12 protein-coding genes are annotated in these 13,807 nt (G+C 37.4%); 7 read left to right on the top strand and 5 right to left on the bottom strand.

Going from position 1 to position 13,807, the window contains the following annotated elements:
- Positions 1-118: 118 nt before the first annotated feature.
- Both BUL40_RS02505 and BUL40_RS02500 read right to left on the bottom strand, forming a co-directional pair.
- A complete protein-coding gene (locus BUL40_RS02505) occupies positions 119-1,999 on the bottom strand; it encodes a DUF4270 domain-containing protein (RefSeq protein WP_080317942.1) in 1,881 nt (626 codons plus the stop codon).
- 5 nt (positions 2,000-2,004) lie between these two features.
- Positions 2,005-2,814: a glycogen/starch synthase gene (locus BUL40_RS02500; RefSeq protein WP_010516472.1), complete on the bottom strand. Its 810-nt coding sequence runs from the start codon at positions 2,812-2,814 to the stop codon at positions 2,005-2,007.
- 102 nt (positions 2,815-2,916) lie between these two features.
- On the opposite strand from BUL40_RS02500, the gene panC reads away from it, so the two are divergent.
- Genes panC through radA form a run of 5 tightly spaced genes read left to right on the top strand, consistent with a single transcriptional unit; the run spans position 2,917 to position 7,667 of the window.
- Complete coding sequence (gene panC / locus BUL40_RS02495) at positions 2,917-3,765, top strand: pantoate--beta-alanine ligase (RefSeq protein ID WP_080317941.1); 849 nt, start codon at positions 2,917-2,919, stop codon at positions 3,763-3,765.
- An 11-nt stretch (positions 3,766-3,776) separates the two neighbouring features.
- The gene (gene panD / locus BUL40_RS02490; RefSeq protein WP_080317940.1) at positions 3,777-4,127 is read left to right on the top strand and encodes an aspartate 1-decarboxylase; all 351 of its coding nucleotides are present in this window, start codon (positions 3,777-3,779) and stop codon (positions 4,125-4,127) included.
- Positions 4,128-5,093 (top strand): lysylphosphatidylglycerol synthase transmembrane domain-containing protein, encoded by a 966-nt coding sequence (locus BUL40_RS02485; RefSeq protein WP_080317939.1) that lies wholly within the window; start codon positions 4,128-4,130, stop codon positions 5,091-5,093. It abuts the gene before it with no gap.
- Positions 5,094-5,122: 29 nt separating this feature from the next.
- Entirely contained in the window at positions 5,123-6,265 is a 1,143-nt protein-coding gene (locus tag BUL40_RS02480; RefSeq protein WP_080317938.1) for an alpha/beta hydrolase, read from the top strand.
- Positions 6,266-6,305: 40 nt separating this feature from the next.
- Positions 6,306-7,667, top strand: coding sequence for a DNA repair protein RadA (gene radA / locus BUL40_RS02475; protein ID WP_080317937.1), 1,362 nt, complete (start codon positions 6,306-6,308; stop codon positions 7,665-7,667).
- A gap of 3 nt (positions 7,668-7,670) precedes the next feature.
- On the opposite strand, the gene BUL40_RS02470 is transcribed toward radA, so the two are convergent.
- Entirely contained in the window at positions 7,671-8,711 is a 1,041-nt protein-coding gene (locus tag BUL40_RS02470) for an aldo/keto reductase (RefSeq protein ID WP_080317936.1), read from the bottom strand.
- 62 nt (positions 8,712-8,773) lie between these two features.
- Complete coding sequence (locus tag BUL40_RS02465; RefSeq protein ID WP_080317935.1) at positions 8,774-9,535, bottom strand: exodeoxyribonuclease III; 762 nt, start codon at positions 9,533-9,535, stop codon at positions 8,774-8,776.
- Between the two features lie 38 nt (positions 9,536-9,573).
- Between BUL40_RS02465 and BUL40_RS02460 the strand changes: the two genes are divergently transcribed.
- The gene (locus BUL40_RS02460; RefSeq protein WP_080317934.1) at positions 9,574-11,637 is read left to right on the top strand and encodes a TonB-dependent receptor family protein; all 2,064 of its coding nucleotides are present in this window, start codon (positions 9,574-9,576) and stop codon (positions 11,635-11,637) included.
- Between the two features lie 76 nt (positions 11,638-11,713).
- Positions 11,714-13,177, top strand: a complete 1,464-nt coding sequence (locus tag BUL40_RS02455; protein WP_080317933.1) for a vanadium-dependent haloperoxidase — start codon at positions 11,714-11,716, stop codon at positions 13,175-13,177.
- A gap of 35 nt (positions 13,178-13,212) precedes the next feature.
- Here BUL40_RS02455 and BUL40_RS02450 read toward each other — a convergent pair whose 3' ends face one another.
- Positions 13,213-13,806 (bottom strand): gluconate 2-dehydrogenase subunit 3 family protein, encoded by a 594-nt coding sequence (locus BUL40_RS02450; RefSeq protein WP_080317932.1) that lies wholly within the window; start codon positions 13,804-13,806, stop codon positions 13,213-13,215.
- Between the last annotated feature and the right edge of the window lies 1 nt (position 13,807).

The following is a 13,807-nucleotide window of genomic DNA, read 5'->3' as shown; positions in this document are numbered from 1 at the left end:
TCAAATTAATGTTAATAGTAAGTAGTTCAACACAAAAGTAACGGAAATATGGAAGTATTCTTATACTTTTAGTTGACATAACAATAATTGACTACAAGTTACCCGTTACGATGTATAACTAGTTTGCCGTGGTGTAGAAAATTTCTAATCGTAATTTTTTATCGCTTAACTCCGAAGGTAAATTTGGACCATATAACACAGTCCCCAATGGATTTATGGTAGACATCACTGGAAGATCGTCCATTCCCAATTCTGTTTGTGCCTCCAAAACAGCGGTTATACCTAAGTTTGAGGTAAGTGTTAAATTTAAATCAGCATTTACAGAGTCTCTAACAATGATATTATTTAAGTGCTCCGTAATTTTTACAGAATATTTTTGACCTACTCCTCCACTAGATTGCAATACGCCATCATATTTAGGATACGTTTCTAAACTGGATTGAGCCGAAGCAACATCGGTTATATCATGAATAGGATTATTGGTCTCCGCATTATAAAGGAACAATCTTGGCGGCTCTATGGTTCCGCCAACACTTGCGATTTTTGATTCATCCACATAATAAACCAAGTTAGCTTCATTAATAATCCAATTGTTTTGTTTAATGTCATTGATCAATGAGGCTCCGCCATCTTCCCCAAACAATCTAACCATGGCATAAGCTCCAGATCCACCTTTTAAATAAATACGCTCAGCATTTTCGCTACTAGAAAGCTGGCTTGCTATCTCCGCACTGTACGGCTCATCTATAAAAGTGTTTACTGCATTACCAATGGTAGCAGTGCTTGTATTTTGGATAAAATTAAGGGTATAAGAAGATTCTATTTGCTCTACACTACCGGTATCCGTTTCCGAATCAATTATATAATCATCATACTCATAATTGATTGTAATATTGGCTTGAGACATATCAAACAACAACAAAACGTCTTGCAACTCGCTTCCTGGTGCCACACTTAAATGCAATCCTCTTAAGAATTGGGTAAAATTAGCCTGACTTAATAATTCTGACTCGCCCTCTTTATTTAAAATATTTTCTTGAAAAAACTCAATATCTAACGGAACCCTAATCCCTGGATTTAATCTTGTGGTAATAGTTTCAGTTTCATTTTGATCGGTATCTGGATCATCTTCTTCACCATACTCCACAATTTCCATATTATCAATTGTCACTTCGCCCTCAAACAAAGGAGCACCATCTACAAATGATGTAATATCTGTATTACTGTAATATTCTTGCGCCTCTAGAAAACCAGCATTTGGATCTAAATCTCTTAAGAAATAAGAAGAGCGCTCAACTTTTAAATTAATGGTCTTACCAACATAAAAATCTTGAGCCTCTAAAGTTCTTTTTGCACTAGAAAAAATACTATCTATAGCAAAGGTTCTTGGAAAATTGTTAGCTAAAGTAACTTCATCCTCACCATCATTAATACCATCACCATCGGTGTCTTCATTAAAAGGGTCTGTTCCATTACTACTCTCTTGAATATCCGTTACTCCATCACCGTCGTAATCACTCGTTGCACTATTAGGGTCTTTATCCAATTCATCTGGCACACCGTCACCATCAGCATCATTACTTGCTGCTGGCACCTGTAAAAAAGGAAGATACAAGTAAACACTGGTTACTGTTTCATTTTCGGCAATGGTATCCCTATTTCCACTTTGATCTTCCAGCAACTCTACATTTGGCCTAAGATTACCAAAGGTTGGATTACCAGAACTTAAAGTTAACTGAGAGGTTATTATAGATTCTCTTCTACCAAATATTGGATCATTGTAAACACCAGCTTGATAGACGGGCATTTTATTGGTTTGGACGGATACAATTTTTTTGTTCTGAACAAAAACATCATAATACGCCCTACCCGTGGTAAACGGCTCACCCCCAACAACTCCTTCTCCTAAAGTTTCTAGTTCTTCCTCACAAGAAACTGCCAAAATTGCAAAGCAAAACACCGCAGCGATAACCGCGACACCCCTTTTTACTAAAACCATACGGTTTACTTTAAAACTTGATTGTTATAAAACTCCGTGTACGCCTCTTCTGTTTCTTGAAATGAAACATATGGTAAAACGGGTTTTTCTAATTTAGAAATATGGTCCTTTAATTCGTCCGACACACCTTCTGAAGCTAAAATTACAGCATCGGAATAATCTACTGCCACCTTTAACAAATTATTATAGTCAGGCTCTGCAATAGCGCCTATTTTATCTTTTTCAATACCATCAAATGCAACTTTATTTATCATTTCTGCATCCAAAGTACCTTCAAAGCCATTATCATATACAGAAGTTACAATTTTACTATCCGCAAAAATTGGCTCATCTGCATAATACTCCTTAAGATACAAAGGCAATAGAGAAGCCATCCACCCATGCACATGAATTATATCTGGGGTCCAATTTAATTTTTTAACGGTTTCTACAACCCCTTTTGCAAAGAATATAGCACGTTCATCATTATCAGGAAAAAGGTTTCCTTCCTTATCTTTAAATGTGGCCTTCCTTTTAAAATATTCATCGTTATCTATAAAATAAACCTGAATACGTTCTTTAGGAATTGAAGCTACCTTTATGATCAATGGCATATCCATGTCATTGATTACTAAATTCATACCAGATAATCTTATTACTTCGTGTAATTGATGTCTCCTTTCATTAATATTGCCATATCTTGGCATAAATATCCTTATTTGGCCGCCATTGCTGTTAACCATTCTTGGCGTCTCATAAGACATTTTGGAAACTTGGTTCTCTGGGAGATAGGGAATTAATTCTGAAGATACGAACAATATCTTTTTACCAGTCATAGATCTTATTTTGGTTCTTCTGTCAAAACGTAGCTGCAAAAGTACAAAATTTATGCAACTTACTAGTATTTATAGTATTTTTGGCCGGTTTTAAAGCAAAAAATGCAGGTAATTCAAGATAAAGAAGAACTTAAAAGCGTTCTTGAAAAACAACAAACAGACAATTTGGCCGTAGGCTTTGTACCCACTATGGGGGCGCTTCATAAAGGGCATTTATCCTTGGTAGAGCAAGCCTTGACAGAAAACGACATAGTTGTAGTAAGTATTTTTGTTAACCCTACACAATTTGATAATAAAGAGGATTTAGAAAAATATCCAAATACGCTAAAAGAAGATATTGAATTATTACGGACTATCTCTAACAATATTATTCTTTTTACCCCTACCAAAGAGGGTATCTATGACGGACAAATAACCTCAAAAACGTACGAGTTCAATGGCTTAGAAAAAGTAATGGAAGGTGCTTTTAGGCCAGGCCACTTTAATGGTGTAGCCACTATTGTTGAATTGCTTTTAACAACTGTAAACCCAAACAAGGCATACTTTGGCGAAAAAGATTTTCAGCAACTTCAGATTATTACAAAGCTAGTCGCGAATAAAAAGTTACCCGTAACCATAGTGCCTTGCCCTATTTCTAGAGAAGAAAACGGTTTAGCAAGAAGTAGCCGTAATGAAAGGCTTAGCAAAACGACTAGAAAAGCTGCTGGTTTCATTTTCAACACCTTGCAGACTGCCAAACGTAAATTTGGCACGGAAAATGTACAAGATATAAAGGAATGGGTGCAACATGCTTTTGCGCAGAATACAATTTTTGAAATGGAATATTTTGAAATTACGGACGAAAGCACTTTAACCCCAGCCAAAAAAGTTCAATCAGATTTAAAATATAGGGCATTCATAGCCGTTTATGCAGATGGCGTTAGATTAATAGATAACATGCCGTTAAATTAAGAATAGTAACAATGCAGGTAGAAGTAGTAAAGTCTAAGATACATAGGGTTAAAGTTACAGGCGCAGACCTTAATTATATAGGCAGCATTACCATAGATGAAGATTTAATGGACGCCGCAAACATTGTACGCGGAGAGAAAGTCCAAATAGTAAACAACAACAATGGCGAACGCCTAGAAACCTATGCCATACCAGGACCTAGGGGGTCAGGGGAAATAACCCTAAACGGGGCAGCAGCCAGAAAAGTTGCCAAAGGAGATATCCTTATTCTTATAACCTACTCTTGGATGCCAATAGAGGAAGCCAAAGAGTTTAATCCCTCACTGGTATTTCCTAACGAAGAGAACAATCTTTTACAATAATTGAGTTCTAGAACCAAAAAAATAATAAAGCTTATAGTCCCAATTTTGTTGGGACTATTTTTAATTTGGTACTCTTATAATGCCACAACAGAGGCCGATCGTAAATTAATTGTAGAGAGCATTGCCAATGCAAATCTTACTTGGGTATTTGTTTCTATAGCATTAGGCATTATAAGCCATATTTCTAGAGCTATTCGGTGGAACTACCTGTTACACCCCTTGGGTTACAGACCAAGTTTGGTAAACAATTCCTTAATCGTTTTCATATCCTACTTTGCTAATTTAGGTATACCCCGATCAGGAGAAATATTGAGGGCTACAGCACTTTCAACCTATGAGAATGTACCTTTTGAGAAAGGCTTTGGTACCATTGTGACCGAACGCATTGTTGATTTAATAATGCTTTTACTCATCATTTTTACGGCGTTAATGTTACAGACCGATATTATTTGGGACTATTTAGAAGAAAAGGGTATTGGGTTGGTGGCTGGTGGCATTGCCCTTTTAGTTGGTGTAGTAGGTCTATTGATAGGAAAACGAATATTAAAAAAATCAAAGTCCAACTTCGTCCTTAAGATAAAGGGTTTCTTAGACGGCCTTTTAGATGGTGTTGCCAGCATACTCAAAATGAAAAATAAGTTTGGTTTTATTTTTCATACAATCCTAATTTGGGGGTGCTATGTAGCCATGTTTTGGGCTATTAAATATACCATTCCAGAAACGGCTGCTTTAAGCCTTTCACAATTATTGGTAGCGTTTGTTGCCGGTGCATTTGCCATGTCTGCCACTAATGGCGGGCTAGGCCTATACCCTATTGCTGTAAGCAGCGCCTTGAGCCTTTTTGGCATTGCCAAAACGGGCGGAGACACTTTTGGTTGGATTATGTGGATTGCCCAAACCGTTATGGTTGTTGTTTTGGGCGCAATATCTTTTATGGTATTACCGTTATGGAACAGAAGTAAATAGTCTTGATAGACTACCTATAACCGTTTACCATGTCCAAATCTTTATTTACCTTTTTCTTATTGTGCACCTTAGCCTTGAACGCTCAGGTGAAAAAAGAAATATTTGAATCCTTTAAACTTCAAGAAAGAAGAGATGTATCCTATTACTTTCCAGAAGATTATTCTGAGGATAAAAAATACCCCTTGATTGTTGTTTTAGATGCTGACCACTTATTTGATTTGGCTGTAGCGTACACCAAATTCTACAGCAAATTTCATCGAATGCCACAAAGTATTGTGGTTGGTGTTCATCAATTAGAAAATGATATACGGTGGGAAGATTGTGATTTTGAACAAAGCACGGGATTGCCTACTGAAAAAGGAAAATTATTCTACGAATTTTTAGGAACAGAATTGATACCTTATCTAGAAACCCAATACAACGTTGCTCCTTTTAAAATGTTCATGGGGTATGATATTACGGCGAATTTTGGTAACTACTTCTTATTTAAAGATCGCTCACTATTTAATGCATACATTTTAATATCGCCTGTTTTGGCTCCAGAAATGGAAAGTAGAATTCCAGCAAGATTGTCAGACTTAGACCAAGAGCTTTTCTATAGCCTTATCATAGAAAAAGACAAAACAGAAGATAGAAATCGCGTATTACAACTTAAAAATGCGGTAAGCAGCATAGAAAAAGAAAGCCTACATTTTTCTTTTGATGAGTACGAAGAACCAGACCATACTTCTATTGCAGCGTACGGACTTAGCAAAGTGTTTGATAATACTTTTAAAATGTTTCGCCCTATAACCCCAAAAGAGTACAAAGAGCAAATTTTAAAATCCGAAGATTCTCCAATGCAGTATTTGACCAACAAATACGAAATGATAGAGAAGTTCTTGGGCTACAAAAGTGATATTGAATTAAATGACATTATGGCCATTTATGCCGCATCACTAAAAAAAGAAGATTTTGAATCGCTAGATGCGCTTTCAAAAATCTGCAAGGCACAATATCCAGAAACTATGCTTGGTTTTTACCTAGAAGGAGAAGCCTTAGAATTGGAAGGTGAACCTAAAAAAGCCATGAAAGCTTTTGAGAAATCTTTTTTAATGAACGAAATTGATTTTCTTACCAAGGACATGGCCCTAGAAAAAATAGATGCACTTAAGGCAGACTTTGGTTTTTAACTAGCTATACCTGTATCTTAGCCATCTAGATCGTATATAAATGGCGAAGACCAAAACAGCTTATTTTTGTCAAAATTGTGGCGCCCAATTTGCCAAATGGGTAGGACAATGCTCTTCTTGCAAACAATGGAATACCGTTGTTGAAGAAGTGGTACAAAAAGAAACTAAATCTTCTTGGAAACAGACCGATACCTCTGTAAAAAGGACTGCAAAACCGCTCCGTATTTCAGAAATCAGCAATGATAAAGAAGTACGCCTTAATACCAAAGATGGCGAATTTAACCGTGTTTTGGGTGGCGGTCTAGTACCTGGTTCCCTTACCTTATTAGGGGGCGAACCAGGTATTGGTAAAAGTACGTTGTTATTACAAATGGCACTTAAATTAGACTTAAAAGTGCTATATGTGTCTGGCGAAGAAAGCCAGAAGCAGATAAAAATGCGAGCAGAGCGTATTGAAAATAATACGGACAATTGTTACATTCTTACCGAAACTAAGACACAGCATATTTTTAAACAAGTTGCTGCGGTAACCCCAGAGTTGGTCATCATAGACTCCATACAAACCCTACATACAGATTATATAGAATCTGCTGCTGGTAGCATTTCTCAAATAAGAGAGTGCACGGCAGAACTCATTAAGTTTGCCAAAGAAAGTAATACCCCAGTTTTGCTTGTTGGGCACATTACAAAAGATGGGAATATTGCCGGACCAAAAATATTGGAGCATATGGTAGATACTGTGCTACAGTTTGAGGGAGACCGAAATTACGTTTATCGTATTCTACGTTCCCTAAAAAATAGATTTGGATCTACCGCAGAGCTTGGCATTTATGAAATGTTTGGTAATGGTTTACGAGAGGTTACCAACCCCTCTGAAGTTTTAATTTCTAATGCAGCTGGGGAACTTAGCGGAACTGCTATATCTGCTACGGTAGAAGGGATGCGCCCATTGCTTATAGAAATACAAGCATTGGTAAGCAGTGCGGTTTACGGCACTCCGCAACGTTCTGCTACCGGCTTTAACGTAAAAAGACTAAATATGCTTTTGGCCGTTCTAGAAAAAAGAGCCGGTTTTAAATTGGCGGCCAAAGATGTTTTCCTAAATATTACAGGCGGCATAAGTGTAGACGATCCCGCTATTGATTTAGCGGTGATAGCAGCTATTTTATCTAGCAATGCAGACATACCAATAGAAAAAGGTACCTGTTTTGCCGCAGAAGTAGGCCTTGCAGGCGAAATAAGACCAGTACAACGGGTAGACCAGCGGATACTAGAGGCAGAAAAACTAGGTTTTTCTACTATTTATGTTTCTAAAGCGAACAAAATAGGACTTAAACACACCAATTTAGAACTAAAACTAGTTTCTAAGATTGAAGATGTGGTAGGTGAACTATTTGGTTGATGCTTATGGAGATGGATTAGGAATACTGTTATGTATTTCTTCTATTCCTTTCATAACGTTTTCTGGCAAGTCTATACCAATTGAAGCTATATTTTCTTTTAATTGCTCCATGCTGGTTGCACCAATTATATTACTGGTTAAAAATGGTCTGCTATTTACAAATGCCAATGCCATTTGTGCCAAGCTTAACCCATTTTCCGCAGCCAACTCTTGGTATCTTCTGGTTGCTTGTACCGCGTTTTCGTTACTATACCTATTGTACTGCGGAAACAAGGTAATTCTGCCTTTTCTTGGTGGCACTTCTCCAAGGTATTTACCACTTAAAGTTCCAAAACCTAAGGGCGAATAGGCCAATAACCCAATACGCTCTCGCATACATATCTCAGAAAGTCCTATTTCAAAAGTTCTATTCAATAAATTATATGGATTTTGGATGGTAAGCATTCTAGGTAGATCTTGATGCACTTTGGCTTCTTCCAAATACCTCATGGTTCCCCAAGGTGTCTCGTTAGATATACCTACATGCCTAATTTTACCTTCTTGGACCAAGTCTCTTAAGGTTTCTAAAACTTGGTGAAAATTATCTTCCCAAAAATCGTGTTGCTCGGCATTATAACCTCTTTGACCAAAATAATTAGTATTTCTTTCTGGCCAGTGTAATTGATATAGGTCTATATAATCTGTTTGCAGCCGTTTTAAACTACCTTCAACAGCTGTTTTCAACGCATCTTTTGCAAAACCTGTAGTTCGGATAAATTTGGTATAATCCCCATTTCCGGCAATTTTACTGGCCAATACCACTTTGTTCCTATTACCGGTTTTAGCAAACCAATTACCAATAATCTCTTCGGTTACCGCATATAGCTCTTTTTTGGCAGGAACGGGATATAATTCTGCCGTGTCAAAGAAATTTACCCCTTGGTCCAAGGCATAGTCCATTTGCTCATGACCTTCTTCCTCAGAATTTTGCCTACCCCATGTCATGGTTCCTAGGCAAATCTTACTAATTCTTATGTTGGTGTTGGGTAACCTGGTATACTTCATCATTCAACTATAACCATCAAAATTAAGGTTTTTAAGGGCACTACTGTTTTAATACATTGTTATTATTCTACCTCTAAAAGAATAGGGCAGTGATCACTATGCTTTGCATCTGACAAAATTACGGAGCGTTTTATCCGGTCCTTTAGGCTATCGTTAACCATTCCATAATCTAGACGCCATCCTTTATTGTTTGCTCTTGCATTGGCACGGTAACTCCACCATGTATAATTATCCGGTTCAGGATTAAATTCCCTAAAACTATCTATAAAACCACTAGCTATAAAATTAGACAACCATTCCCTTTCTACAGGTAAAAAACCAGATACATTTTTGTTTCTAACCGGATCATGTATATCTATAGGTTTATGACAAATGTTATAATCCCCACAAACTATTAAATTAGGATGTGTTTTTCTAAGTTCATCAGCATACTTTTGAAAGTCTGCCATATACATTAATTTGTGGTCTAACCTCGCAATGTTGGTACCAGAAGGCAAGTACATACTCATCACAGAAATATCCCCAAAATCCGCACGTAAATTTCTACCTTCAAAGTCCATATAATCTATGCCCGTACCGTAAGCCACATTATCTGGTTTTTGTTTACACAATAAGGCCACACCACTATATCCTTTTTTTTGCGCACTATACCAATAATTGTATTCGTAACCTGCGGCTGCAAAGACCTCTAAATCTAACTGTTCCTTCATCGCCTTGGTTTCTTGTAGGCAAACTACGTCTGGATCAGCGGTTGCCAACCAATCCAAAAATCCTTTTTTCAGTGCCGCCCGAATACCATTAACATTATAAGAAACTATCTTCATGCTATAATTTTGCCTTAAAAATAGCCATTTTTGTACCGATGAAAAGGAAAACACCATGGATATTACCAATAGTTTTATTGGTATTCTTACAGCAGCCGGTAAAGGCACAGACGGACACAATTACTTATTTGGACGAAATTATCTTAGCCAAATCCCTCATTCAAAAAAATGCTTACGGTATAACATCCTCTAACAGCATAAAACAAGACAAAATAAACACCTTTGGTCCATTAGACGCCCCCTTAGTATTAAATCAAGTACCTGGCGTACAAGTTTTATCCGGTGCATTAAATACTAACCGTATTACAATTAGGGGCATAGGGGCCAGAACACCGTATGGTACGGATAAATTACGATTGTACTACAATAATATTCCCATTACCAATGGCAGTGGCTTTTCATCTATTGAAGCTTTTGACCTAGCCAATATTGGTCATGTAGAGGTAATAAAAGGTCCAAATGGCACGTCCCATGGGGCCAATTTGGGCGGCGCCATAATATTAAACAGCAATGCACCCATCGTTGGCCGCTCAGAAGTGGTTAGCAGTACGATATTTGGGTCTTATAATTTATTTAAAGAGAACTTACGATTAACCCATCAAACCCAAAAAATACATTTGAACCTGAGTTATAATTCAATTTTCACTAACGGTTTTAGAGAAAATAACGCATTTGATCGTGATGGTATTTTGCTCAATCTTGGGGTAATCCTTAATGCTAAAAGCAAATTAGCTATTTTGTTAAACCATATAGACTATACGGCACAAATACCTAGTTCAATCAATAAGACTGATTTTGATAACAATCCCAAACTTGCAGCGGCCAATTGGAACGAAGCCAAAGGTTTTGAAGCAAATAAATATACACTTGCAGGCCTTACCTATACCTACGCATTTAATGATAAGCTTAGTAACAACACCAGTATCTATTACAGCTATTTAGATCACTTTGAACCTAGACCATTTAATATTTTGGACGAGTTTACCAACGGTTTTGGCCTTAGAAGTGTGTTTAAAGGAAAATTACTCAACGGTAATTTTACTATTGGCACTGAACTTTATAAAGATGAATACTTTTGGGAGACCTTTGAAAACCTATATCGGGAAAACGAAGGTAATGGTAGCATAGCAGGAGAAAAACTAAACGAAAACAAGGAATTTAGAACCCAATTTTATCTTTTTGGCGCCTTTAACCACACTATTTCCAAAAAGCTCACCGCTCAATTTGGGCTAAGCCTAAACAAAACTAAATATGCGTTTAAAGACCGCTTTTTAAGTGATGGCAATACTTCTGCCACACGTGATTTCGATGTTATCTTAAACCCCAGTTTAAACCTAACCTATAACCTAAGAAATGGTATTTTATTTACTGCGATAAACAAGGGATTCTCCAATCCAAACTTAGAAGAAACCTTGACGCCAGACGGAATAATTAACCCAGACATAGCCCAAGAAAAAGGATGGAACTATGAATTAGGATACAACGCCTCATTTTTTAAAGAGAAGCTCCAACTTAAGGCAACCACCTATTTTATGAAGGTTAAAGATCTGCTGGTAGCAGAACGGGTGGGAGAAGACCAATACATTGGAAGAAACGCGGGTAAAACATCGCACAGAGGCTTGGAACTAGACGCTAGTTTTAACTTTAAAATTAATCCTAATTGGAACATTAGCCCATATTTAAATTACAGTCTTAATCTGCACGAGTTTGATGAGTTTATTGATGACGATATAAACTATGCCGGAAACGAGTTGACAGGTGTACCCAAACACGTTTTGAACACCGGTATCGCTGTGCACCATAAAGAAGTACTGAGCTGGTTTTTAAATCACAATACGGTCTCCAACATTCCGTTAAACGATGCCAATAGTATTTATAGCACAGCATATTCTGTTTTCCATACCAAAATTTGGTATAGACCAAAAATCACCAAGGCTGTGCAAACACAATTTCAAGCAGGGATAAATAACATTTTTAACACCAATTATGCGCAATCTATTTTAATAAATGCGGTTGGTTTTGGTGGTTCGGAGCCACGCTATTATTATCCAGGAAATGGCAGAAATTTTTATGTTGGGGTACAACTAAAATATTTCTTATAAACTCGTTATAAGGTAACAAATATCACTTTTAGGTTAAAAAGTAATTTATACTTTTAGTCCAACCAAAACCTAAAATATGACCAAAAAAATCACCACATTTCTTTTAATTGCCCTGCTTTTTGTTGCATGTAAGCAAAAAAATAAGGAAACACCAAGTGCACCAGAACCCAAAGGAATAGAAAATATAGCCTATAAATGGGGTGAAATGGCCCTTGAAGCCACCGCATTAGACACGGAGCGTTTTAAACCAAGGCCAACCATTACCTCTAGATACCTAGGATTAATTTTCACAGCCGTATTTGATGCGTGGAGCAGGTACGACAGCTTGGCCAAACCGGTATATTTAAAGAATGTAGACCGGGTTTCTTTAGAGGAACAGACATTAAGAAACAAAGAAATTGCCATTAGCTACGCTGCATATTATGCCATGGAAGAATATTTTTATGCAGATAAAGAGTTGTTCGCAAATTTTATGAAAGAAGAACTTGGTTTGGACCCTACCTTAAAAAGTACCGATAAAAATACACCCGAAGGCATAGGCTATTTGGCAGCCAAAGCTGTTATAAAAGCCAGAAAAAACGACGGTGCCAACCAATATGGTGAAGAAGAGGGTTCTAATGGCACTCCATATTATAATTATGTAGGCTATAAACCTATAAACTCGGTAGAAGAGAATGTAGACCCTAACAGGTGGCAGCCCAAGTATTTTTCTGATGGCAAGGGCGGGCAGTTTGCCCCAGAATGCCTTACACCTTATTGGGATAAGGTTACTCCAATTTCATTAAAATCTGGAGACCAATTTAGACCTGGACCACCACCAAAAATAGGATCTGAACAATTAAAAGCTGAAGTTGCAGAGGTTATTGAGCTGCAAGCTAATTTAACAGACGAAGAAAAAGCGCTTGTAGAGTTTATGAGAGATGGCCCACAATCTGTACAGCAAGCAGGGCATTGGTTAAAGTTTGCCCAAGATGTTTCTGAAAGGGACAACCATACCTTAGACCAAGACGTTAAGATGTACTTTTACAACCAAGTCGTGGCCATGGATGCCTTTATTGCGTCATGGGATTCTAAAATGTTTTACGATTATGCCAGACCATTTGCATTGGTACATGAATATTATGGCGGTAAAACTATTAAGGGATGGGGTGGCCCAGGAATTGGTGTTATAGAAATGGATGGAAATCAATGGAGACCCTACTCACCAGACACCTTTTTATGCCCTCCTTTTCCAAGTTACACCTCTGGCCACAGCACCATAAGTGGTGCCTGTGCAGAAGCATTAAAACTTTGGACGGGTAGCGATGAGTTTGGGGAAGAAGTAGAATTGGTTCCCGGCGCCTTAACTGAACCAGACAATTTAGGCGAAAAAGTAATTATTAAGTTCCCAACTTTTACCGAAACGGCAGAGATGGCAGGTATTTCTAGAGTAATGGGAGGTTACCATATACAGGCAGACAATGTTGCTGGTCTAAAACTTGGCAGAGATGTGGCCCATGAAGCTTGGAAATTTTACCAAGAACATGTTGGTGAACAGTAAAAAAGTAAAAAGGCCGCAAAAGCGGCCTTTTTAAATTATAAACTCCATTTGTTACCCACCTCTTCTAATGGTATACAACCAAGATAAGCCCCTGGAATAGGATCGTAACTAAGTACGTTTTTACCAATCTCTTCAGATGAAAAATAAGCCCATAACACAGTAGATTTTAAAGACCTATAAAAGCTAACTGGTTCTTGCTCGCCAACTGCAGTTCCCCATACACCACTATTAAATTTACCGCCTTTTTTTTCTTTGACCGATAAAAACGCGTTTTTATCTTCCTTAGATAATTCCGCAAAAGCATTTCCATGGGCAGATTTTGCCTCATCATTAAACTTTGAAATATTTGCTTTAAAGTCTTCTTGACCTTTCTTATCATAAACATTGGCCACCACTTTATCTATAAATACGTCTGCGTTTACATCTAATGCTCCAGGTGTGCTTGTTTTTGGTAAAATTGTATCTGCAAAGGCCGCTAAAAAGCCCGCTTCTTCTAAGGAGAAAAATTCTGGAGTATAATCTATTCGGTTTACTTCTTTACACGATTGTAGCATGGATAATATAGATGGCATTATTACCGTTGCTCCTGCAAATAATGATGTTTTTCTAAGTGCACTTCTTCTATCCATC

The sequence above is a fragment of the Croceivirga radicis genome (genome assembly GCF_002072105.2).
Lineage (GTDB): Bacteria > Bacteroidota > Bacteroidia > Flavobacteriales > Flavobacteriaceae > Croceivirga > Croceivirga radicis.
Note: the sequence above shows the minus strand (reverse complement) of the source record. Positions and strands in the feature narration are given on the sequence as shown.